This is a genomic window from Enterococcus sp. DIV1304_2 (genome assembly GCF_050555445.1).
GTDB lineage: Bacteria > Bacillota > Bacilli > Lactobacillales > Enterococcaceae > Enterococcus_B > Enterococcus_B pernyi.
Window position 1 is genome coordinate 1,832,083 of the sequence record NZ_CP187851.1, and the last position, 22,943, is coordinate 1,855,025.

Sequence of the window (22,943 nt, forward strand, 5' to 3'; positions counted from 1 at the left end):
ACTTCCTCATCAATAATAATAATAATTAAAATCTGCATTCTTCTTCGCACCGTTGTAAACAACACCTAAAATCGTTGCTTGTGCAATGGATAGCAGTTCTTTGGCTTTGATTAATTCTTGTTTCATTGTTTTACGTTCTCGGACGACTAACAGTGTCCCATCTGTTTTTGCGGCTAAGATCTGTGCATCAGTGACTGTTGCAATGGGTGGTAAATCAAAAATGATCAAATCAAACAATGCTTTTAGCTGTTCGATCACTTCTTCCATTCGTTTCGAATCAAGTAGTTCTGATGGGTTAGGTGGTTTCGGTCCACTTGTCATGACCCACAGATTTTCGACGGAACTGGTATGGTAATATGATTCCGGTCTTCCTTCGCGATCACCTAAGAAGTTACTTAATCCATTGACGTTTGGTAATTGAAAGGTCAATGCCACACTTGGTTTTCTCAAATCAGCATCGACTAGTAAGACTCTTTTGCCACTATTTGCAAATACGACAGCTAAGTTAGCAGCTGTTGTTGATTTTCCTTCACCTGGTCCAGATGAAGTCACGACCATTGTCTTCAACTCACGATCAACAGAAGCAAATTGGATATTTGAACGAATCGTCCGAAATTGTTCGGAAACCATGGCATTTTTATCGGTAATGCTGAGGAGTGAAACAGGTAAAATAGTGTTTTTCTTCATAAATACTTCTCCTTATACACGTTTTCGTGAACGACGGCTTTCTCTTTGTTCAGTTGTTTCAATCGTTTCGACTTTTGATGGTTGAAACATACGGCCGTTTTCAAGTTCTTTCTTCGTCATTTCATTGACGTCTCCAAGAATCGGCAATCCTAATTCTTCTGTTACAAAACGTTCGTCCTTGACTGTTTTATCTAGCAGTTCTAGAAGAAAGGCTAATCCGACTCCAATCATCAAGCCAAGCAACCCGCCGATAACTACGTTCAACATATTGTTTGGTGAAACAGGCGTAGGATTACTTTGCGCCGCAGAAGTGATCGTCACTTTATTGACATTCAATACGTCCGTGGCTTTTGATTGGAACACTTGTGCTGTTACATTTGCGATGTCAGTTGCATGATCTGGATTATCGACAGTTGCAACGATTTGGAACATTTGTGAGTTTTGTGATTGATTGACACTGATCACTGATTTCAACTCACCCTTGGTAAGACTTTGTCCATAATTTTGTTCAAGCTCTCGTTGGACATCATTGATGACGACATCGCCTAAAATCATATCTTTGTAAGTATTGATCAACATAACATTAGCGTTGACATCTTGTAGATTCGTATTCGTATTTTCTGCTTTTGACTGGACGATCATTTCAGCTGATGAACTGTACTTAGGTGTGATCAAAAAGAACGTGACTCCTGCAGCTAAAGCAAATCCAGCAAGCGTGGTTGCGAGAATCAACAACCAACGCTTTCTTAAAATCTCAAATAATTCCCCTAGACTAATCGTTTCTTCCATGTTTTCTCCACTTTCTATCTTTAATATCTTTTCTTAACTTTGCGTCTTCTTAATAATTCGCTCAAAATCCAGATGATAAAACTACAAATTATGATCACGATACCCCATTGGATAAATGTTACAATGAAATTGCTTAGATACGTAGTTAGAAAATGATAGAGCGACTTTGAATTAATGCCGATACGCTCGACCATTTTGGAAAGGTACACAAAAAGAGGTAACGCTAACAGCATTAGACCTGCGCCACCCACTGCATAACTTAAATAGCGTAACGCACGATGGAAAAAACGTGTGTCGATCGCAATGATCGCAATCACTAATAATGCAGAAACTGTCATTGTAAAGAAAATCAATAAGGTCAGCGTTCTTTTGTAACCCATCACTTGCTTGCCATAGGTCAAAAGATAAGGGATCTCAATATATTCACTATAGGTTTCAATTGCAGATTTCTTTAGATTGTCGATTGATTGTTGTGTTTCTGCATTGATTTCATAATTGTTTTCTTTCGCATAGTCTTCGACTTTTTTCTGGATGATCTTGTCTACATCATCTGTCCGTTCAATCAAAAAAGGAATGTCTGTATAAATGGTGCGAATGTAATGTTCAACATTTGATTGTACGTAGGATTGAGGAACAGTGTCTGCTAACACATCTGCAGGAATATTGCTTCCCCGACCTAGATCGCTGATTCTTTGATTGATCTCCGAGGTGATCGTTTCTGAATAATTGGCTTCTTCCATGGCTTTTTCCATGAACTGTTGGTTGAACAACGTTAGTCTTAATACAACTAATGTCATGCCGGCAAACAAACTCAAGGAACAAATAAAAGTAAGCAGCCAACGGGACCCTTTTTGCATGAATTTTTGCGTACTCATGATTTCCTCCTATTTATTAGGATTGATCAACGGACCTTCAACTAACTCACAGATAACAAAAAGTCGTTCATCCGTCATGCCTAAACTATCGACAGGATAGCATGTATAAAGAAGCAGTATTGGTTTATCTTTTTGACTGATCAATTCATTGATTTCCGGATCATCTTTATGACGAATCACCATTTCTTTTACTTGATAGCGGTAATTCGCATAGGTCGTCTTAGCTGTCACGATATCATTTGTTTGGATACCGCTTAGCTTACCAAACCCATCCACATTGTGCCCACCGACTAGTGACGTTCCAGTCTCACCTATGTAGACAGAACCCATATACTGTCCGGCACCTTTTCTTAATATCTCATCGGTATCTCCAAAATACAAAGGCACATTCAAATTTAAAGAGTCTACAATGATGTCACCGTAGCGTTCGCCACCTCTAGGGTAAGCAATACTGCTAGATGCCAGTTCATTGTTCTCATCTTTAGCGACATCTTCTTCTTTTACAGCTTCAAAGCTTTGTTCTTGCGTTTCAAATGTTGGAACATCTGAAAGTAAAAACAAATTTAAAGAAGAAGTGGCAAAATGAATGACAGGTCTTCCTATGACGTACATTAGAGAATAACCAGCTGCCAAAAAAAAGACAGGGACAAAAAGCATTGCCCCTAGTCTCTTAAGCAGCTTGCGCTTTTTACGCAATCTTTGTCTTTCTTCCTACTACGACCGCACCTGCTGCGACTAATAGTAATGAAGCAATTGCCATTGCACTAGCGGTATAGTTACCACCTGTTTGTTTAATTGGAGAACTAGTACTAAAAGCTGGTGATGTTGTTCCATCAGCGTTTTTCGCACCGATTTGGATATTACCACCATTCCAATTTAGTACAACTAATCCTAACGCGTCAGCAACTCTCGTTACCTCTCGTTGGATTTGCAAGATGATATCCCGCGGTAAAGCACGGATCAAATCATCAAGCGTGTTGACTCCTGTCATATCTATTGTTACTGAACCTAACAGATTACGCACATTTTGAATACCTGTAACGGCAGTTTCTACTTGTGCATCCGTTAAATCATTTTGTTTCAAATGGTTTTCGGCTTGTGTAATGTAAGTATCAGGAACAGTGAATTCTTTTCCTTGAACACTTACTGGTGCTTTCAACAAGTCTAGGATCTGTTGCTCATTAGCAGAAATCGCGCCAGCGGCATCTACAGGGACAGTGAACAATAATGCAGTGAAAAATACAACTAAATATCCGACAAACTTTTTCATCCATTCGACCTCCTTTGCATTGAATTGTGAAGGCTTTCAACCTTCAGTTAAATCACCATAGAAAATAACATTATCCTTTTTATTTTCTACATTCCTTATACTATCACATAGAATTAACTGACACAATTTATATAACTTGAGTTAATCTAAGTTTTTTCGAAGTATATTCTCTGATCAGTACTCAGTTCATCATAAATACGTAATCGCTTATTTATAACTATATTTATAATAACCTAGATTATATCTATATAATCTTTTCTATACTTAAAGTACTTGGACCAATGTCAGGTAAATTACCTGACATTTTCCAATGGATCACCTAACACTAAACTTGGTTCTGCGTTCAATCGATAATCGGCTGTATGACCTTTGCGCCACTCGACGGATGCAGCGGCGCCGATCATTGCTGCATTGTCGCCACAAAGACGTAATGGTGGTACGATCAGCTCCAATTCAGGTAATTCTGTGGCCAAGCTTTCTTTTAAGCTTTGTCTTAGTCCTTGATTAGCAGCGACGCCACCTGCAAGGATCAATTGCTTCACCGGATAACTTTTGCAGGCGCGGATCGTTTTTGTAACCAAAACTTCGACAACACTGGCTTGGAAGCTAGCAGCGAGGTCTGCTCGATCTAATTCTTCTCCTCGTTGCTCCGCATTATGGACTAAATTGATAAATGCACTTTTTAAGCCACTGAAACTAAAATCATAGTTATCTTCACGGATCATTGCTCGAGGAAAGTGATAGGCATCTGTTCCTTGATGGGCTAATTCATCGATTTCTTTGCCACTGGGATAACTCAAGCCTAAGACACGTCCTACTTTGTCGTAGGCTTCTCCCGCGGCATCGTCTCTTGTTTCGCCGATGATCTCATAAGCGCCATCTTCTTCCATATAAACTAACTCAGTGTGCCCTCCACTGACCAACAACGCCATCAATGGAAATTCATACGCTTTTTCGAAGCGAGCGGAGTAGATATGTCCTGCCATATGATTGACAGGGATCAACGGTAGATGATTTGCCCAAGCAAAAGCTTTTGCTGCTGAAATACCGATGAGTAATGCCCCCACAAGACCTGGTCCTTCTGTGACGGCAACCGCTGTAAGTTGTTCGGCAGTCACTCCTGCTTCAATCAATGCTTCTTCAAGACATAAAGTAATCTGTTCTACATGATGGCGACTGGCAACTTCAGGTACGATCCCGCCAAAGCGTTTATGGCTATTGATTTGAGAGGCAACGATATTCGATAAGATTTCTTGTCCATCTTTCACGACAGCTACGCTTGTTTCATCACAGCTTGACTCAATTGCTAAAATCAATTCTGTTTGTTTTTCATTCATGGTTTTATCACCTCTGTTTTTAGCTTTGTACACATGATGACCGCATCTTCGACCGGATCATGATAGTAGGCTTTTCGTTTACCTACTTGACGGAATTTTTCTGATTCATAAAGGTGTTGTGCCGCCATGTTCGACTGTCGCACTTCTAAAAAAACACTATGCGCTTGATTGGCTGTTTCTCGTTTGAGCATTTCTTGTAATAATTGTCTTGCTACACCTTTATGTTGTTCAGAAGTCAGCACCGCTAGATTCGTTACTTCTACTTCATCAAGTACTTTGGCATAGCCAATAAAGCCAATGATTTTGTCATCCTGATGAACAACTAAATAATTGGTTTGTGGCTGTTGGATATCTGACATGAACTGTTCTTTTGTCCAAGGTGAACCAGTTAAGAAAGCATCATCACTGACTCGCCAAAGCTCCTCTGCTAATTTTGTATCATTGAAAGCTGTTTTTTCTTCAATCACTTTTTTTCACTCTTCTTTTAATAGTTTTACCATGTCTAAGGCATCTTCATTCGTTTCTGTATAATACCCTTTTTTTACTTTTCTCGATTGGAAGCCTAGTTTTCTGTATAAGCGTTGGGCATTCTGATTACTGATCCGTACTTCTAATGACATGGTCTCGCATTGATTCATCCGTGCGAATGTCTCGATCTCGTTGATTAAATAGGTGCCGATACGCTGCCGTTGGTAACTCGGACTGACCGCAATGTTCGTGAGATGGCAATCGAGTCCTAATACTCTAGATCCAACAAAGCCGAATAATTCTTCTCGATCGAATATCCCTAAATATAAAGTCATGAATGGGGAAGTCAGCTCTGAGATGAATGCACTTTTTGTCCAAGGTAATTCCCCTAAATAAACTTCCCGTTCGATACTTAACAACGCCTTGACATCCTCAACTGTCAGTTCCCGTATTTGAAATTGCTTTTCGCCTACAGTGATCGTTTTCTCTGGATAATCTGCTTTTTCTTGAAGCATGGTCCGTAGATAGGCTTTAAATTTTTTCAACATAGCTTTCTTCTCCTGGCGTATGTGTCTCCAACCATTTTTCTTCTGCTTCCACTCGTTTTAGGTAACGTGGTAAAAAGGCTTGGATATCGTTGACCGGATTACTTGAAGCCCCTAATTGCGCGACGACAACTCCACTAGGAATATCCCAAAGTGGCAAGGAGTTACGCTTAGCATCAGGTATTGATTGAGCGATTTCTGAGTTGAATTTGTGGCAATCGCTACCGACAAAAGTGATCGATCCATCCATTTGTTTTAATTTTTCGGTTAATTCTACAAAAGCAATATGGGTGTCTTCTAGTACGTTTTCTAATGTTCCATGATGCCAGCGATAGGCACCAGCATAAACATTTTTTCTTCTCGCATCAAACATCGGTACAATGATTCCTTCGATTCCTACGCAATTTGCTGCAAGTACAGCAAGACTGGAAACACCAACCAATTCTTTATTTAAAGTATATGCTAATGTCTTGGCAGTTGTGACACCGATTCTCAATCCTGTATAAGAGCCTGGACCACTTGACACAGCAATTCGATCGATTTGTTCTGGTGTGAGTTGGCAATCTGAGATCAATTGATCCAACGCTGGCATCAACGTCAGACTATGATTTTTCTTTCTATTGATTTGGATTTGACCTAACACTGTTTCGTCTTCCAATACGCCAACAGCTAAGGTTTGATTTGCTGTATCGATCCCTAATGTAATCATTTGACCGTTCCCTTCTACTACTCTAATGTCGTTTATCATTGTAGCATACTTCGAGGTAAAAAAGGGGAGGAAAAATCAAGTTTGGCTCTCGCCGCTGTTGAAATTCCCACCCCTTTACTAAGGTTGATAATCGTCTATTTGATCGTAGCTTGTTTTGTTGATTCTCGTAAAATTAGTTCTGTCGCGATCGTGATTTTTCTTGCAACCGGTGCAGTACTATGGATTAACTGGGTCAATGTCTCAACTGCCAACTCCCCCATCCATTCGGTGTACACTTTGACTGTAGAGAGGGGTGGTGAGACATACTTTGCCACACTGATATCGTTGAAGCCAATCACTGAGATATCTTGCGGAATAGTCAATCCTGCTTCTTTGATTGCCTTCAATGCACCAATTGCTAACGCATCATTCGCAGCAAACAACGCATCCGGTAATTCCTTTTCTTGCAATAAAAAATCATGAACAGCTTGATATCCTGCCTCCACTGAAAAATCCGCTTCAATGATCTTTCCTGTGAGGTTCTTTTCTTCACTGATCAGTTTTTGAAAAATTGCCGTTCTAGGATCAGTCACCGGTGTTCGGTGTTGCTTCGTGTACTCTTTTCCGGCTAACATCACGAGTTGTTTGACTTCTTCTTGTAAGAAATGATCCATCACTAAGCGAAGACTCGACTCAAAATCAACAACTAAAGAATCGATGCCAAATCTTGTGCCATCTGAATCGACAAGTAAAAGGTTCTCTTGCGTACGTTTCAATTCTTTCAATTGCTCTTCGTCAAACTTTCCTAAAGCAATCGTTCCATCTGCAGATTGCTCACTGATGGCATCCCATGTTTCCTTGATCAGGCGAATATTCGCTTCCTCCGCTTTTTTTTCGATTCCTAAGCGTATAGAAAGATAATAAAGATCTTCTAATTCTTCTTGTGTGTCATACCATTGGATCAATTTGATCGTTTGTTTTTCAGAGGCTAGATTCTTATGATGTTTTTTATAATTCAAGTGTTCAGCTGCTTCAAAAATTTTTTGTTTCGTTTCCATTCCTACTGACAATTTCTCATCATAATTCAGCACTCTTGAGACAGTGGCAGGAGAAACTCCCGCCAACTGAGCAATATCTTTGATTGTGGCCATTCGTTTCCCCTCCTGTAAGTGACCGATGCTTATAATGTTTCAGTAAAGTGCAAGAACGCAACTCTTCCTTGTTCGTCCCGTTTGAAGACACCGGCATCTTCTAACACTCTGGCGAAGACTTGCCCAACAGCATTTTGGATAACAACTGTCGCAGTCTCTTCAGTCAAATCAGGATTTGCTTGTTTTAGCTGTTCTGCCCATTCACGATGATAGTTCGCGACTTGGTTTTCTTCACCTAGTAGATATTGCTTCACTTCTTCCAATTCTGGTTTTAAGCGTGGCGGCAACACAGCCAACCCCATCACTTCGATCAAACCAATGTTTTCTTTTTTGATATGTTGGATATCACGATGAGGATGGAAAATCCCTTCAGGATGTTCTTCGGACACATTGTTGTCACGCAATACTAAGTCGATTTCAAAGTAATCCTCTCTGCGACGAGCAATTGGCGTGATCGTGTGATGTGGCGTACCATCTGCTGAATAGGCGATGACTGATACTGATTCATCTGAATAGTTCTGCCATTTGTTTAAGACCGCATCCGCTGCTTCTACTAATAAATCTTTATCGGGCGACTGTAAACGGATCACAGACATCGGCCATTTGACGATCCCTGCAATCACCTGCGGATACTCGCTTAGCTTGATCAATTTCTCCATCGGCGCTTTTGCCATCGGAAATTCGTGACGTCCAGCTTGATAATGGTCATGTGAAAGGATCGATCCACCAACGATCGGCAAATCAGCATTTGAACCTACGAAATAGTGTGGTAAGACTTCAGTGATCTTCAACAACCGAGCAAACGTTTCTTTTGTGATGCGCATTGGTCGATGTTCTTCTGATAAAATGATCGAGTGTTCATTGTAGTAGGCATAAGGCGAATACTGAAATCCCCAACTTTCTCCATCTAAGTTCATTCGGATGATTCGATGATTGGTTCGTGCTGGGTAATTCAATCTTCCTTTGTACCCTTCATTTTCCATACATAACATACACGATGGGTAATCGACGTGCACCGCTTTTCTTTCTGCAGCGATTTGTTTTGGATCTTTTTCAGGTTTAGATAGATTGATCGTGATTTCCAAGTCTCCGTATTCAGACGGATAAGTATACACGATATTTTTTGCGATGGCTCGTGTTTTGATATAGTCATTGTTGCGGCTCAACTGATAAAAATAATCCGTTGCTTCTTCTGGACTTTTTGAATAATGTTGAGCAAAAAAAGCATTGACAACAGAAGGTGGTGGCGTCAAAAAATCCATCAATTGTGCCTCAAATATTTCTCGGTCAGCTGTTACATCCGTCACCAAGCCATTTTCTTTTGCTTGTTCAACTAAACGATTCAATAGGTCGACCGATTCTTCTTGCACTGGACGTACTTCAAAAGAGTCGCCGGCTTCTTCGCCAATAAGACCTAAAATACGATTTTGTAAGTAGATACGGTCCATTTCCATCCAACCGCCAGAAGCGATTGCTAGTGTGACAAAATCTGCAATTGTTTGACTAATCGTCATTTTCTTCCACCTACTTTTCATACCCGTTAGGATGGCTTTCATGCCATGCCCAAGCAGTTTTGATGATTTCTTTCACATCTGTATATTCAGGTGCCCAGCCAAGGATTGCTCTCGCTTTTTCACTTGACGCTACTAAACGACTTGGATCACCTGCTCTTCGTGGTGCGATTTTCGCAGGAATATCACGGCCTGTGACTTCTCGTGCTGCTTCTAGCATCTCTGTGACTGAATAACCTTTGTTACTTCCCAAGTTGAAGAAGTTGCTTTCATTTCCAGCTTTTAAATATTCTAAAGCTAAAATATGCGCAGCAATCAGATCTTCTACTTGTACATAATCTCTGATACATGTTCCGTCTGGCGTATCATAATCATCCCCATAGATCGCTAATGACTCTCGTTGGCCTAAAGCTACTTGTAAAATGATCGGCACTAAATGAGTTTCAGGTGTATGATCTTCGCCGATCGACGCATCATTCTTAGCTCCTGCTACATTAAAATAGCGTAAAGCCACATAACGCATGCCATATGCTTCGTCACACCACTTCATCATTTTTTCCATCATCAACTTACTTTCGCCATAAGGATTTTTCGGATTCGTTGGTGACTCCTCTGTAATTGGCGATTCTTTTGGCTCACCGTAAGTCGCAGCTGTTGAAGAAAAGACAATCCGTTTCACATCAAACTCGTGCATTACTTCTAATAGTACTTGCATGCCATAAACATTATTATTGAAGTAGACTAGGGGTTTTTCAACTGATTCACCGACTAACGAGCTCGCTGCAAAGTGCAAGACGCCTTCAATCGTTTCTTTTTGGAAAACTCCGCGTAAAAATTCTTTGTCACGAATATCGCCTTCATAAAAACGTGCATCAGTATGAACTGCTTGACGATGGCCTGTCAAAAGATTATCCACGACTGCTACATCATAGCCCTTTTCAATTAATTGATCGACGGCATGGGAACCAATATAGCCTGCTCCGCCTAATACTAAAATTGTCATGTTAAGACTCCTTTATCCATATAATTATATTCGTTATTTATTTTAACAAAAGTGATGACCAGAAAACAGGGACTTTTTTTGACAAAACCTTCTTTCATTTTATTTAGTAAATTTATAATAAAACATTTAGTAAATTTTTTCAACATTTTATTGTAAAGGGTTTCAAATAAAAAACGAAAGACTAGCGTTTTTCCTTGTTTTGCTTCATAATAGAAGTGTCAAATAGATAAATGAGGTGAATCATTATGAAAAAATTTGTATCAGGTATCTTAGTAGGTAGCTTGGCTACTGTAGCAGCTGTGGCTGGTTTAGTAACTTCTGTGAAGAAAACAGTCATCGACCCAATCGACGAAAAAGAAGCAATGATTGAAGAAAATCGTAAAAAAGCAATGAGAAAACGTGTATCACGATAAGAGCTAGTGATTGAAGCATTCAGCTTCAAAAACAAAAAACCCAAAATTGTTCTTCAATTTTTTGGGTTTTTTTGTTTCTACCGAGTTTTTTCTAAAACTCGCATTTTTAAGTTACGATAGAAATGGGAGCTGACAAATAGCACAGTTGTATTTCCTCTATCTCCCTCATGCTATTCAAAAAGAACGTTCTTTTTATGATTTTTCTGCTAAAATCAGTTGTGCGATACGATCAATTTGTCTAAGATTCCAAAAATCGACATGGGGTCTCGGAACGGAGGCTGTTAACCATTCTACCCCTTCAGTTGGGATGCCGATACAATACAAATTGTTTTGTACTTCTCCATGGGCATCGATCACACGTGAATTTTCTCGTTCAATTGATACCGCACCAGAAACGAAATCGCCACTTGGATCATGCAACTGGAATGGCTGAAGGATCTGGGCATCACGTAGACTGATCAGGGCTGGATTTCTTGTTGTTCGTAAGTCATTTTTTGGTAATCGTGCCTCAATTAGATAGCTACTTGTAAGCCCTCCTGGTTCCAGGTGAAATCTCTTGTCCTTTCCTACAACAGTAAAAGGAGGTTCCACCAAATGGAAAATTTCTGCATCGATTAATGCTGCTAATTCCTGCGTTCTTCGTAAAGGCGGACCAATAGTAAAAAACGCATCAAACGTATTGAACCATTGCCACAATATTTCTTTATATTCTTTTGCAGAAAAAACTTCCCATAGCATTACTTGATGCACGATATTTCGCCAATCTTTCAATGCATCCAACGTCGCAATCAATGGACCGCTCACATTGCCTTTTAACGCTTCATTGATTTGATCTTCGATATACCTCCGACTCATTTGTTGATACGGCAACGTGTGGTCGGTCAAGTGATCCAGTAAGTCCCATGACCACAAGTGGCTTGATAATTCAGGATATTTTCGCAGCCATTCCTTTTCTGTAGCCCCAAGAAAGACTTCTTGAAATTCGCTGAGAGCAATCGACAACCCATGTTCCTCGATCACTTTTTTATAATAAAACAATTCGAGATCTTTTTTTAAGTCAGTAAAAAAATCCTCCCCAGTCAGTTTTTTAGTACGATAATACATATTTAATCGTTCTTGCGTCAGAATGACTGGTTGTGCCACTTCACCAACTTTTTTCTGGTTTCGTCCGTGGGGATAATAAGGTAAGCCTCGCCGAGAGCCGCAATAGACGACTGGCTCTTCTCCAGACGGACGATAAACTAATCGACCTTCCAATTCTTCAAAGCGACCGCCTCGTTGTTGTGTCAACAAACCGATATAATCAAAAAAGCATAGTCCTAACCCTCGAATAAATACCGACTCTTGGGCAGGGATCATCGATAAATCAACATCTGCTGGATTAGCTGGTCCTTGGTAAAATAAGTGATGCTCAGCCGCATACTTACTTAATTGGCTTTCTTCTGACGTTTGTTCATGTTCCCAATGACCCGTTGCTAAGATCAGTTGATCCACCACATAGGCTTCTTCTTTAGTTCGCAGAATGAATTGTTTCTCTTTCTTGGTGGCTTCGATGACTAATTCTTGTATATAATCGAAACGATCAGAAAATCGTTCTTGTAGACGCGCATAAAACCATTGGAGATAGACGCCAAAGAAGCGACGACTTGTTGGTTGGTTGTCTAATAAATTAGCTGCTTCACACAAAAACGCTTCTTTTTCTTTGATAGTTGTCTGACTAAGATAAGAAGGGGCAAATTCTTTCGCCCATTGATAAAGATTCACTCCGTTAGCGACCACGCCTCCACTACTTAATGTCTCGTCCGTAAACATCGTCACTTGTGACGCCAATGAATTCATGAGTACTTCTTTTGGCTGATCGACTCGCCAAACCTTGCCACCGATCCCACTTGGATCAAAAAGGAGGATCTCAATATCTTCTTGTTGTTGATTATAGAGTAAACGCTCTAACATGCTAAGTCCACGAGGTCCTGCCCCGATGATCCCAATTCTCATCTATCCACCTACCTATATGTATTTGCTTGATTGTCACGCATCTTTTCTCTTGATTTCACTCAATACGCGCTACAATGATTTACTTGGCTAACTCACTAAGGAGCAATAGTTCTTCATATTTTTCATTTTGTGACTAACTGATTTCCAAATAACATCCGTAAATCAAAAAAACGAATTTAGAAAAATACTTGGTGCTGACTACCTTTGTCATATTCTCTCATTCCATCATAGCATAATTTTTCTGCAATAAGAAAAAACAACAAGAAAAAAGAGCGAATAACCGCTCTTATTCTTGTTGCTACTAAGGTAACATAAGAAGTACAAGACTCCTCGTTAGATTTTTTTACTTTTGATTTTACCTGACCAACCATCATAGCCGCCTTTTAAGATATAGATATCTTGGTAGCCTGCTTTACGCAGTTGGTTAGCTGTACGAATACTCAAACTTTTCTTTTGATCATAAATATAAACCGGTTGGTCTTTACGAATCGAACCAAGTGAATTTTTTAGTACTGTATAAGGAATATTTCTAGCGCCTAAAATATGACCCGCATCAAAGACATCTTTTTCACGAACATCGATGACTTGTGCACGACGCATTCCTTCACGAAATTCTTCTTCTTCAAGCATTGTTGCAGAACGTTTAGCCATTACTCGTAAGTAAACTTCCCAAAATACGATTGCTAAGATGATCAGTAATAAAATGATGTTAATAATCCATAAAACCATGTCGTGCCTCCACTTTATTCAGCATATTTCAAGGCTAATGAGGCAGCACCGATAACGCCTGCTTCATTTCCTAATTCAGCTAATTTGATTTTTGTTGATTCTCTTACTTGTGGGAAAGTAAATTCTTTGAAATATTTCTCCACACGACTGCGTAAGAATTCTCCAGCAGCTGACACGCCACCACCGATGACAATACTTGATGGATTCAACGTGTTTCCTAAATTCCCGCAAGCTAGTCCTAGATATAGACAGACACGATCGACCACCATCAAACCAAATGGATCATCTGCTTCTGCTAATTCAAAAACATCTTTACTTGTTACTTCTTCACCATTATCAAGCATCGCTTTCAATCTTGAATCGCCAGCGTATTCTTCTGCTAAATGACGGGCCACTCGAACGACACCTGTCGCACTTGAGACAGTTTCTAAACAGCCACGTTTGCCACAAGTACATTCGAATCCATTTGGATCGATCGTAATGTGTCCTACTTCTCCAGCGGCTCCAGTCACACCATGAAGTAAATGACCATCCGCCACGATACCGCCACCAACACCTGTACCTAGAGTGATGAATACGACATCAGGATCATTTTCGCCTGCACCTTTCCAACGTTCGCCTAGTGCTGCGACATTGGCGTCATTATCGATGGCAAATTTGATGCCCGTTCCTTCTTCAATCATTTTTTTGACAAATTGAAGCTCGCGCCAGTTTAAATTGTACGCACCAATCACTGTACCAGCTTCGCTGTCGACTGTCCCTGGTGTCCCCATACCGATACCGATGAAATCTTCCGCTTTCATACCGTATAAGTTCAGACGATGATTGATAGATTCAATGATTTCAGGAATAATGTGTTTGCCATCATCCAAAATATTGGTATCGATACTCCATTTCTGTTGAATTTCTCCGTCAGGTGTCAAGATCGCAAATTTTGCTGTTGTTCCACCTAAATCAATCCCAATAATTTTTTTGTCCATGATCAAATTCCTTTCTTTCTGCTCTCTTCGATTCGGTGTTCTCTTTTTAAGATGTGCCACGCAGTCATATATGTTTCGTGATCGATCAAATGATTATCATAAAGCTTACGTAATTCGATCGTCATCAATTCAATATCATAAATCCGTGCTCCCACATAAATAAAGATACCAAATCTCTTGAATAGCTGTTGTACGTCGTATAAGCTTTCCATTTAAAGCACTTCCTTCACATTATACAAGTATTCCATAATTTTTTAAACCCACTAAAACACATATTATAAAAAGAAAGAGAAAAACGATCGACGATAAAATACGATGATGGATCGAGTAATCACTGGATCGATTTGGTAATCCTAATAGATTCCCTATCAAGAAACCTCCGATCAAGCCACCAACATGTCCCCAAATATCCACTGAGGTATCTGATATACCGAATATAAAAGAAAAAACAATGAATATCATGTAACGGCGTACCAGCTGTTTCACCACATAATCATTTTTGTAATGAACACCTAGAACAAATAACGCGCCAAATAAACCAAAAAGCGATGTACTCGCCCCACCAGACAATACGTTCATTTCATTGAAGGCAAAACTGGTCACATTTCCCATGATACCACTAAGTAAATAAATCAAGAAAAAGCGCCAATGACCGTATACCGTTTCGATTTGTGAACCCATAAAATACAAGACGACAGAGTTCAATACAAAATGCATCATCCCAAAATGAATAAATATTGGTGTGATCAAACGCCACCATTCATGTAAGTAGGCAATATGCTGGCCAGACATGCCTAGTTCAAAAGCCACGCTATTACCAGGTAATACCTCCATTGCGAAAAAGACGATTGTTTGGATCACTAAAAAAATCTGTGTTAAAAATGGCCCATCGAGCCAAGATTTTAATTTGAATTGTTGCTGCCGATTTACTTTCATATATACCCCCTTATTTTTTAGTCGTTCAATAAATGTTGGATTTTCTTATCAAAGTCTTCTGGTTCCCAATCATTATGAATCATCTCTTTGAAAGTCAAGCTACACGTTTGATGCGGATACTCTTTCAGATAGCGATCATAATACCCTCCACCAAAACCGATTCTGTACCCATCTGGATGAAAGATGATTCCTGGGACGATCAATAAATCGATCATCGTTGCCTCATAAAGATGCGTTGAAACAGGTTCTAACACACCAAAACTTGAACGTTCTAAAACTGTGTTCTCAGAGAACTCATAAAATGCCATTTGACGTTTCGGCAATGTCTTAGGGATTACAACGATTTTCCCTGAGGCTCTCGCTTGTTCGATCAACGGTCGTGTATCTATTTCAAATTCATTTGAAAGAGTTATACCGATGACTTGCGCCTGCTTCCAATACTCGGTTGCAAACAATTGCTTATAGATTTTTTGTTCTTTTTCTTTTTTATAACCACTTGCAGCAATTTTTTTAAGTTCGTTAATGCCAAATTGACGGAGCTGTTCTTTTTTCTGCTTTTCGTGTCCCAAATAATCACCTGCCTACCTTCTGTTAAAATGGTAGCGGAAAACGGAGAAAATAGCAATTTAACTTTTTAGATTTTTGCATTTGTTCTATCTAATTTTAGTTAGGGCATCGATTTATCATAGCTGTACTGGTTTTACATTCGTTGAACCATGTGTAACCCGCGACTACGTCATGTAGTTATTGCCATCAAATTCCACAAAAAACATTCACAAATTAGTTTTGACTAATAATGTGAATGTTTTTTATTAACTATGTTTCCTATTCAGTTTCAACTTCATTACTTATGAATTGAGTATTTTCAAGTATTTAAATGTGTTAAATCTTAACAACTCCATTTCTATTAAACCTTAGTTTACTTTTTTCATTTTTAAAAAATATATAATATATCTTTGTTTGAAATGAAAGATTTTGGAATGACTTCTTCTAAATTCTCAATCCTAGCGGTCATGTATTCTTTCTCTTCTCCCTGAAGATTTGCTGTCGCCCATTTCTTCAATAAATCTAATTCTTCCATGACAACTTCTAATTTTGTATTATCAAATTCCGAGCCATCTTGTATATATTTGATGCCTAACTCTTCTATAGCTTTTTCCCAATACCTTTCATAAAATGATTGTGAGGATATGTTTTCACTTAATATAACTTCAGAGTTTTCCTCATAGATATCCCCATTATATTTAAATAATCCTACTGACATTATTTTTCACCTCCATATGTTACATTAAAATTATAGTCTGGATACTTTGTTTTAAGATTATTAATTTGTTCTTGAACAGCTTCACGCAAAGCTGGAGTATCTGTATCAATCCTAAATGTATAATCTTTAATATTTTTAATCTCATCCATGGAAGAAACTAAACTACTGTCTATACCAGATATACTAATTTCAGTTTGATTTAGCGCATCCAGTCTATTAGAACCTTTTTTAAATATATGTTTATAAGCCCACTGCTTTTCAGTTTGAGGAAAATCAGGCTTTTCCATATATAGCTTAGAAGCAGATTTATCTTCATAAATAACCTTGTTAATTAAATCAATTTCATCTAATTCCGTATTTAGTTTTCCATGAATATTAATTTCTTTAGGATTACCCACCTCCTCAATCTTACCACTCTCCACCTGCTTCACACCAGTAGTCGTCAATACTTTATACGACGCATATGTAAAGCCTAAACCCATCAGGGCTTGACCGAGTTCAGATTCGTTGATCCATGTGTAGCCGTCTTTAACGTATTGCGAGGTAGAGACGATACTGCCTAAGAGTGGGTCTAGTTTTTCACCGGTTTCGTAATTAACACCTTGGCGCCAAGCCGCATTGACTTTCTCTTGGTAAGTATCATACGTCATGAACTGGATCAGTTCAGGTTCTAAGTAGTGACCTACTTTCGTGACATATTGATACAGCTCGGGGTTCACGATGCCGTAGCCTGATTGCTTGTCTTCGATTTTCCAAAAGACACGTGGGTTGCCCTCGCTATCGTGAATAATGAGAGCATAGACGTTGTACTTTTCTAGTTCTTTGTTTTTAGTTGGATCGATACCTTTTTTCTCGTTGTCTGCTTGTTGCCATTTGTCTTGGATCGTAGTTGTCCAGGACAAATCTTTCGGCATAGAGAATGTCTTCGTTTGGCTATTCCAAGCAGTTTTCGTTTGAGCAAGGCCTTGATTGACTGCTTGTTCGAGACTTTTGATTTCTGTAAAAAATTGCGCGGAGCTTTGGTTGTAAGCTAAGAGTTTTTGGAGTTTTTCTTCCAGCTTGTGTTTCAAGTCATGATACATCGTGAGTAACAACGTATTCTGATTGAGTTGAAACCCTTGGTGTTCTTCCGGCATATGAGGTGAAAGAAGCAACTGCCGTATCCCCTCGGCTTGGGTGATATATTGATTCATTTGACGAATTTGCGCTTCTAATTCGGATTGTTTCAAGCTGATGGAATCAACTTGATTTATGTATTCCTGTGGAAATCGTTTCGCTGCTTTTTCGACCGCTTCGGAGAGTAAGATTCCTCCTTGGACGAGTGGGTAAAGTATTTGAGAAAAATAGGCTTTCGCAGCGTCGTAGGTTTTTCCTTGGAGATTGGGCGTTTGTAAAGTGAATTGAGTGATGGCTTGTTGGAGATTTTGGTAATCAGTGACTTGTTTTTGGCAGAAGTGACTGGCGCTCGTGGCTTGGGCTAAGGAATCCGAAAGATACATATCAATACTCATGTGTTTTGATCCTCCAACAAAATTTTTCTTTTCTCAAAGGCAATCTCATCAAGCTTTTGTGTGATGCTTTGCTGTTGGAGCATTTCGTGGTGTTGACATTCATCAAAGCCATTCATCAATCGCCTACTTTGTTGTGAAAATTCTGTGGTGAATATTTCGATAGATTTAGAGGTATTCGACTTCTGGTAAGACAATTGTAATCGAAATAAGAAGTTTCCGATTTCTTTAAAGTGATTCTGGTAATCTGAACGGCAGGCATCAAGTTGTTTCATTTTCTTTGCCTGTTCTTCTCTTTTTGCTTGCAGCAACGTTTCCTCGGTATCAAGATTTGTCCATTGATTCATTAGCGTCTCTCCTTAAAAAGATCTCGACTTAACTGAGTGTCTAGTGTAGAAAATCCTTGAGCAACAGTTTGCAATTGATTAGCAGCGCCTGAAATGGCTGAAGCGATTTGGCTGGCTGAGTTTTTGGCGGATGTAAAACTACTTTGAATGTCTTGATTGCCAATTAGCGTGGTACGTGTGTCATTTTGAATCGATGATGCTTGGTTTAAAGGGGTTGTTGCACTGGTGATTCTTGAAGTGGACTGTTGGGTTTGTTGAGAATTACTGCTGAATGTGACCATAACTTCCTCCTTTATCACAATGTTTAGATAGAACGCTTACATATTCATTATAACAATACATAACCTTTTGTTGGATGAGAATTGTATTAGATAGGTCTTGTTACTTTATTTCTTATCTGGTTGTTAAAGGTATTTCTCAATGGACTAAAAAACACTGAAGGAAAAATCTCCTTCAGTGTTCCTCTATGCTATCCAAACTGATTCCAACATTCTGCTCTTATCTTATACGGATAGTTGTTTCTTTTGAATGTAAAATAATAAATAAAGAAAATACGGCGCGCCCAAGACAGCAATCAGAATTCCTGTAGGTACTTCTCCATCTGGCAAAATGACGCGCGCAAGAATATCAGCAATGTTGACAAATAATCCTCCGAACAAACCACTAAAAAGGAGGGTCCACTGATTTTCTTTACGTACAATGATTTTGGCAGCATGTGGTGCGAGTAAGCCTACAAAGGACAAACTACCTGCCACAGCAACACTGCCACAGGCTAAGCCTACAGCAAGCAGTAGTATAATCGACTGACTTCGTGACACATTCAATCCTAAGCTTTGCGCACGTTCTGGTCCAAAGGATAAAAGACCGATCCTGCGACTATAGAAAAACGCTAAAGGGATCAGAATAAGTACCCATGGCAAAAAGGCAGTGACATAAGGCCAACTAGCCCCCCAGATCGAACCTGCTAACCAAGCGTTCACAAAGCCATAATTTTCTTTTGAGATTTTTATCGTACTTAATAGCATTGCCGCAGAAAAGCCCGCATTCACAGCGATACCTGAAAGGAGCAAGCGATTCATCGCTACTTGTCCAGAACGCTGATAGGCAACAAAATAGACTAGACATGCAGCAAGCGTGCCGCCTAGAAAGGCAACGAAAAGCAACAAGAAAGGTGACGCATGGCTAGTAAAAAAACCTAAGTATAACATCACAAAAAATCCTGCGCCGGAGTTGATACCTAAAATACTTGAATCAGCTAATGGGTTTCTAGTTACTCCTTGCAAAAGATAGCCTGCGATTCCTAGACAGGTACCTGCGAATAAACTGATCAATAGGCGTGGCAAGCGAAATTCTGTCAGAACCAATTGTTGGATCTGTGTTCCTCTACCAAGTGCGACATCGATCAATTGGTCAATATAAAGAAACGGTGTACCGATCATTAAACTGATTCCCGCAGTCACAAGCCATGAAAATAGTAACAGGCCAATCCCCCAATATATTTTTTTCACACGCGTTCCCTCCTGACTTGTACCAATAAGAAAGGGACACCGATCAAGGAGATGACTAAGCCAAAGGGTGTTTCAAATGGTGGATTGATCATGCGTGCCACAAAGTCTGCTAACATGACTAAGATCCCTCCAGCGATAAACGAAGCTGGCAAGACGTAACGATAATCCGTACCGACAAAGCCACGAACAACAGGTGGGACCATCAAGCCAATAAAGGAAACGGGCCCTACTAAAGAAACAGCTAGCGCCGCCAAGATCGAAACAAAGATGAAAACCAAGACCCGTGTGCGCTGTGGATGTCCTCCTAATGCAATCGCATGGGATTCGCTCAAATGGATCAAGGAAATCGACTTCCCTAATAGAAAAGAGCCAATAACTGCCACTAGATAGATGGGAGAAAGAACGAACAACTGTTGCCAAGTAATATTAGCCGCACCGCCAACAAACCAAAAAGTCAAATCTTGTTGTAGATTAAATAGTTGGGTCAGTGCTTGGCTGATTGCCGTAAAAAAAGAACTGATCGCCACACCTGCTAAAATCATTTGCATGGTGCTAAGTCCGATTTTTGAAAAACTAAAGAAACCTAGTACTGTCATCGTCACGATCAACGAACCAAGTAATGAAAGCAGAAAAATTGAAAACGGCGAAGCTTTAGGTAAAAAAGCAAAGCTAAATGCCATGGCTAACGACGCGCCAGCATTGATCCCTAACAATCCTGAATCTGCCAAGTTGTTCCGCGTTACCCCTTGCATCAAAGCACCACTGAGGGCGAAACAGCTACCCACGATAAATGCTCCGATGACCCGAGGCAGACGGATATTACGAATGATCTGCTGGGCTTGATCAGTTGGATCGAACTGGAACAACGCCTGCCAAACTTCATTACCTTTGACTGTAGAAGCACCATTATATAAAGCAAAAAAGAAGACAAGGATTGCCAATAACAGAAGCAGCCATAGGATATTTATTTTTTTCCCTTTCCTCATCATTTTCCCTCCGGTTTCTTGATGAGATCATATGTCAAAAAGACAGGTTTGTTTGTTTCAGGTAATTGAACGATTTGTGCTTCGATCTCAAAAATCTCTCTCATCCATTCTTTCGTGATGACTTGTTCTGGGGTCCCGTTGACGACTAATCGCCCGTCTTTCATTGCGACTAAATAATCGGAAAAGCGGGAGGCATGATTGATGTCATGGATCGACATCAAAATCGTTGTTTTTTTCATTCGGTTGATTTCTTTCAACAGATCTAAGATCTCCAGTTGATGCGCAGGATCTAAAAAAGTCGTTGGTTCATCAAGAATCAAGATATCCGCTTCTTGAGCTAACGCCATCGCGATCCAGACACGTTGGGCTTGTCCTCCGGATAAACTCGCTAAGTCTCGATCTTTTAACGAGATCAGATCCGTCGCTGTCAGCGCCCACTCAATGGCTTGTAGATCTTGATCATCCATGCCACTGAATAGTTTTTGATAAGGATATCTACCGTAAGAAACGACTTCTTCAACTGTCATTCCTAATGGGTATTCACTCGTTTGGGCTAGTAAGGCAAGTTTCCGCGCTAATTCTTTTGAATGATAGGTCGTCAAGTCACGATCATTGACTAATATTTTGCCGTTTTTTACAGGAAGTATGCGGGTAAAACTTTTTAATAATGTAGACTTACCACTACCGTTAGGACCAATCAAACTGGTGATTTTCCCTTCAGGTATGGCGACAGACAAATTTTCAATTATCGTTTTGTTGGGGTAACCGGTAGTAATTTCCACTGCATTTAATCTAGACATATACTTCCCCCTCTCATTGAAAATCATTCTCAATTATGACGGTACTTCACAAATTCGTCAAGCACAAATTTCGTCGTTCCCGCTAGTAAAAAGAGTTGACAGCGCCCTTTTATTGGGGAATAATAGCAATTGAGAAACGTTCTCAATTACATTTGGAGGAAAGACATGAGACTTAAAAATAAACTATTCACAATCTCTAGCGCATTACTTTTGGTGGGATTACTTAGTGCTTGCTCACCTAGCACATCAACGACCGAAGAAACAGCTACTTCAACAACTACTGCTGATAATGGTACCCATACCGTGACAGATACATTAGGCCATTCGGTTGAGGTCCCGAACCAACCAAAACGGATCATCGGCAGTTATCTAGAGGATTACCTTGTGGCATTAGGTGAAACCCCAGTTGCTCAATGGACCGTCGGCAGTGGTTCGATCCAAGATTATTTACAAGATGATCTGAAAGATATCCCAACTATCTCCTATGATCTACCCTATGAAAATGTGTTAAGTTTTGAACCTGATTTATTATTGATTTCTTCTTCTGCTACTGTTGAAGGTGGAAAATACGAGCAATATAGTAAAATTGCTCCAACCTATGTTGTTAAGAACGGTACAGATGTCACATGGGAAGAACAGTTGCAAGACATTGGCAAGGTATTGAATAAAGAGGACAAAGCAGAGGAAATCATTCAAGACTATCAAGACTATGCGAAAGAAACAAGAGAAGCATTAAGTGATAAGATCGAGGGTAAAACAGCGGCTGTCTTATGGGTCACGAACAACTCCGCCTTTATGGTCAGCGAGAATCGTTCAAGTGGTCGCATCGTTTATGAAGATCTACAATTCGGTGTCCCACCTTTAGTGGAAGAAGTATCAAAAGAAGCCACTTCTGATTGGTCTGCTGTTTCATCAGAAAAATTAGCTGAATTAGACGCTGACTATATCATCTTAGTCAATAGCGATGAACAAGCAGCGATGTTCAATGAACCCACATGGCAAAATCTGAAAGCAGTCAAAGCGGGTCAAGTATTCGAATTTGGTCCAACTTCCAGCTGGTTATATAATGGACCCATCGCGAGCCGTCAAATGATCGATGATATCAAAGGTGAGCTAAAGTAAGGTAGTGAAAAATACAATTTAGCTTGAGCAG

At 39.8% G+C, this 22,943-nt stretch carries 27 protein-coding genes; 2 read left to right on the top strand and 25 right to left on the bottom strand.

The annotated features are described in order from the left end of the window. Positions 1-9: 9 nt before the first annotated feature. The 12 genes from IGJ14_RS08405 to galE all read right to left on the bottom strand — a co-directional run bounded on the left by IGJ14_RS08405 (position 10) and on the right by galE (position 10,324). Positions 10-687: a CpsD/CapB family tyrosine-protein kinase gene (locus tag IGJ14_RS08405; RefSeq protein WP_019724207.1), complete on the bottom strand. Its 678-nt coding sequence runs from the start codon at positions 685-687 to the stop codon at positions 10-12. Positions 688-699: 12 nt separating this feature from the next. Next, positions 700-1,476: a YveK family protein gene (locus tag IGJ14_RS08410; protein ID WP_019724208.1), complete on the bottom strand. Its 777-nt coding sequence runs from the start codon at positions 1,474-1,476 to the stop codon at positions 700-702. Between the two features lie 20 nt (positions 1,477-1,496). Further along, entirely contained in the window at positions 1,497-2,351 is an 855-nt protein-coding gene (locus tag IGJ14_RS08415; protein ID WP_108144986.1) for a hypothetical protein, read from the bottom strand. Positions 2,352-2,360: 9 nt separating this feature from the next. After that, complete coding sequence (locus tag IGJ14_RS08420; protein WP_019724244.1) at positions 2,361-3,008, bottom strand: class D sortase; 648 nt, start codon at positions 3,006-3,008, stop codon at positions 2,361-2,363. A 31-nt stretch (positions 3,009-3,039) separates the two neighbouring features. Then, positions 3,040-3,621, bottom strand: a complete 582-nt coding sequence (locus IGJ14_RS08425) for a hypothetical protein (RefSeq protein ID WP_019724245.1) — start codon at positions 3,619-3,621, stop codon at positions 3,040-3,042. Between the two features lie 293 nt (positions 3,622-3,914). Continuing rightward, positions 3,915-4,958 carry a tRNA (adenosine(37)-N6)-threonylcarbamoyltransferase complex transferase subunit TsaD gene (tsaD, locus tag IGJ14_RS08430; protein WP_019724246.1) on the bottom strand — a complete coding sequence of 348 codons (1,044 nt, stop codon included), beginning with the start codon at positions 4,956-4,958 and terminating at the stop codon, positions 3,915-3,917. Beyond that, entirely contained in the window at positions 4,955-5,425 is a 471-nt protein-coding gene (gene rimI, locus IGJ14_RS08435) for a ribosomal protein S18-alanine N-acetyltransferase (protein ID WP_019724247.1), read from the bottom strand. The genes tsaD and rimI (IGJ14_RS08435) overlap by 4 nt, the downstream gene beginning before the upstream one ends. Before the next feature lie 6 nt (positions 5,426-5,431). After that, positions 5,432-5,974: a ribosomal protein S18-alanine N-acetyltransferase gene (rimI, locus tag IGJ14_RS08440; RefSeq protein WP_410300142.1), complete on the bottom strand. Its 543-nt coding sequence runs from the start codon at positions 5,972-5,974 to the stop codon at positions 5,432-5,434. Beyond that, entirely contained in the window at positions 5,958-6,680 is a 723-nt protein-coding gene (gene tsaB / locus IGJ14_RS08445) for a tRNA (adenosine(37)-N6)-threonylcarbamoyltransferase complex dimerization subunit type 1 TsaB (RefSeq protein WP_066026073.1), read from the bottom strand. The genes rimI (IGJ14_RS08440) and tsaB overlap by 17 nt, the downstream gene beginning before the upstream one ends. 134 nt (positions 6,681-6,814) lie before the next feature. Further along, positions 6,815-7,810, bottom strand: a complete 996-nt coding sequence (locus IGJ14_RS08450; protein ID WP_430607509.1) for a LacI family DNA-binding transcriptional regulator — start codon at positions 7,808-7,810, stop codon at positions 6,815-6,817. Positions 7,811-7,839: 29 nt separating this feature from the next. Then, positions 7,840-9,324 (bottom strand): UDP-glucose--hexose-1-phosphate uridylyltransferase, encoded by a 1,485-nt coding sequence (gene galT / locus IGJ14_RS08455; RefSeq protein ID WP_430607511.1) that lies wholly within the window; start codon positions 9,322-9,324, stop codon positions 7,840-7,842. Positions 9,325-9,334: 10 nt separating this feature from the next. Then, a complete protein-coding gene (gene galE, locus IGJ14_RS08460; protein ID WP_065096439.1) occupies positions 9,335-10,324 on the bottom strand; it encodes a UDP-glucose 4-epimerase GalE in 990 nt (329 codons plus the stop codon). A gap of 245 nt (positions 10,325-10,569) precedes the next feature. On the opposite strand from galE, the gene IGJ14_RS08465 reads away from it, so the two are divergent. Continuing rightward, positions 10,570-10,737 (top strand): DUF3042 family protein, encoded by a 168-nt coding sequence (locus IGJ14_RS08465; RefSeq protein ID WP_010735150.1) that lies wholly within the window; start codon positions 10,570-10,572, stop codon positions 10,735-10,737. Positions 10,738-10,929: 192 nt separating this feature from the next. Here IGJ14_RS08465 and IGJ14_RS08470 read toward each other — a convergent pair whose 3' ends face one another. The 13 genes from IGJ14_RS08470 to IGJ14_RS08530 all read right to left on the bottom strand — a co-directional run bounded on the left by IGJ14_RS08470 (position 10,930) and on the right by IGJ14_RS08530 (position 21,790). After that, positions 10,930-12,732, bottom strand: coding sequence for an FAD/NAD(P)-binding protein (locus tag IGJ14_RS08470; protein WP_430607513.1), 1,803 nt, complete (start codon positions 12,730-12,732; stop codon positions 10,930-10,932). A gap of 333 nt (positions 12,733-13,065) precedes the next feature. Then, on the bottom strand, positions 13,066-13,461 hold the full coding sequence (locus tag IGJ14_RS08475) for a rhodanese-like domain-containing protein (RefSeq protein WP_010735146.1): 396 nt from the start codon (positions 13,459-13,461) through the stop codon (positions 13,066-13,068). A 14-nt stretch (positions 13,462-13,475) separates the two neighbouring features. After that, positions 13,476-14,441, bottom strand: coding sequence for an ROK family glucokinase (locus IGJ14_RS08480; protein ID WP_019723942.1), 966 nt, complete (start codon positions 14,439-14,441; stop codon positions 13,476-13,478). A gap of 2 nt (positions 14,442-14,443) precedes the next feature. Next, the gene (locus tag IGJ14_RS08485; protein ID WP_010735144.1) at positions 14,444-14,653 is read right to left on the bottom strand and encodes a YqgQ family protein; all 210 of its coding nucleotides are present in this window, start codon (positions 14,651-14,653) and stop codon (positions 14,444-14,446) included. Positions 14,654-14,672: 19 nt separating this feature from the next. Further along, on the bottom strand, positions 14,673-15,377 hold the full coding sequence (locus IGJ14_RS08490; RefSeq protein ID WP_430607516.1) for a rhomboid family intramembrane serine protease: 705 nt from the start codon (positions 15,375-15,377) through the stop codon (positions 14,673-14,675). Between the two features lie 17 nt (positions 15,378-15,394). Then, positions 15,395-15,946 carry a 5-formyltetrahydrofolate cyclo-ligase gene (locus IGJ14_RS08495; RefSeq protein ID WP_065096499.1) on the bottom strand — a complete coding sequence of 184 codons (552 nt, stop codon included), beginning with the start codon at positions 15,944-15,946 and terminating at the stop codon, positions 15,395-15,397. A 365-nt stretch (positions 15,947-16,311) separates the two neighbouring features. Beyond that, positions 16,312-16,641, bottom strand: coding sequence for a hypothetical protein (locus tag IGJ14_RS08500; RefSeq protein WP_430607518.1), 330 nt, complete (start codon positions 16,639-16,641; stop codon positions 16,312-16,314). Further along, positions 16,641-18,152 carry a transposase gene (locus IGJ14_RS08505; RefSeq protein WP_430607521.1) on the bottom strand — a complete coding sequence of 504 codons (1,512 nt, stop codon included), beginning with the start codon at positions 18,150-18,152 and terminating at the stop codon, positions 16,641-16,643. The genes IGJ14_RS08500 and IGJ14_RS08505 overlap by 1 nt, the downstream gene beginning before the upstream one ends. Then, on the bottom strand, positions 18,149-18,496 hold the full coding sequence (locus IGJ14_RS08510) for a DUF3958 family protein (protein WP_019724479.1): 348 nt from the start codon (positions 18,494-18,496) through the stop codon (positions 18,149-18,151). The genes IGJ14_RS08505 and IGJ14_RS08510 overlap by 4 nt, the downstream gene beginning before the upstream one ends. Beyond that, a complete protein-coding gene (locus IGJ14_RS08515; protein ID WP_019724478.1) occupies positions 18,496-18,777 on the bottom strand; it encodes a TIGR04197 family type VII secretion effector in 282 nt (93 codons plus the stop codon). Before IGJ14_RS08515 ends, IGJ14_RS08510 begins: the two co-directional genes overlap by 1 nt. Before the next feature lie 222 nt (positions 18,778-18,999). Continuing rightward, complete coding sequence (locus tag IGJ14_RS08520) at positions 19,000-20,004, bottom strand: FecCD family ABC transporter permease (RefSeq protein ID WP_019724477.1); 1,005 nt, start codon at positions 20,002-20,004, stop codon at positions 19,000-19,002. Next, on the bottom strand, positions 20,001-20,990 hold the full coding sequence (locus IGJ14_RS08525; RefSeq protein ID WP_108144940.1) for a FecCD family ABC transporter permease: 990 nt from the start codon (positions 20,988-20,990) through the stop codon (positions 20,001-20,003). Before IGJ14_RS08525 ends, IGJ14_RS08520 begins: the two co-directional genes overlap by 4 nt. After that, on the bottom strand, positions 20,990-21,790 hold the full coding sequence (locus tag IGJ14_RS08530) for an ABC transporter ATP-binding protein (protein ID WP_019724301.1): 801 nt from the start codon (positions 21,788-21,790) through the stop codon (positions 20,990-20,992). Before IGJ14_RS08530 ends, IGJ14_RS08525 begins: the two co-directional genes overlap by 1 nt. 165 nt (positions 21,791-21,955) lie before the next feature. Between IGJ14_RS08530 and IGJ14_RS08535 the strand changes: the two genes are divergently transcribed. Then, positions 21,956-22,912, top strand: coding sequence for an iron-hydroxamate ABC transporter substrate-binding protein (locus tag IGJ14_RS08535; RefSeq protein WP_019724300.1), 957 nt, complete (start codon positions 21,956-21,958; stop codon positions 22,910-22,912). Positions 22,913-22,943: the final 31 nt, after the last annotated feature.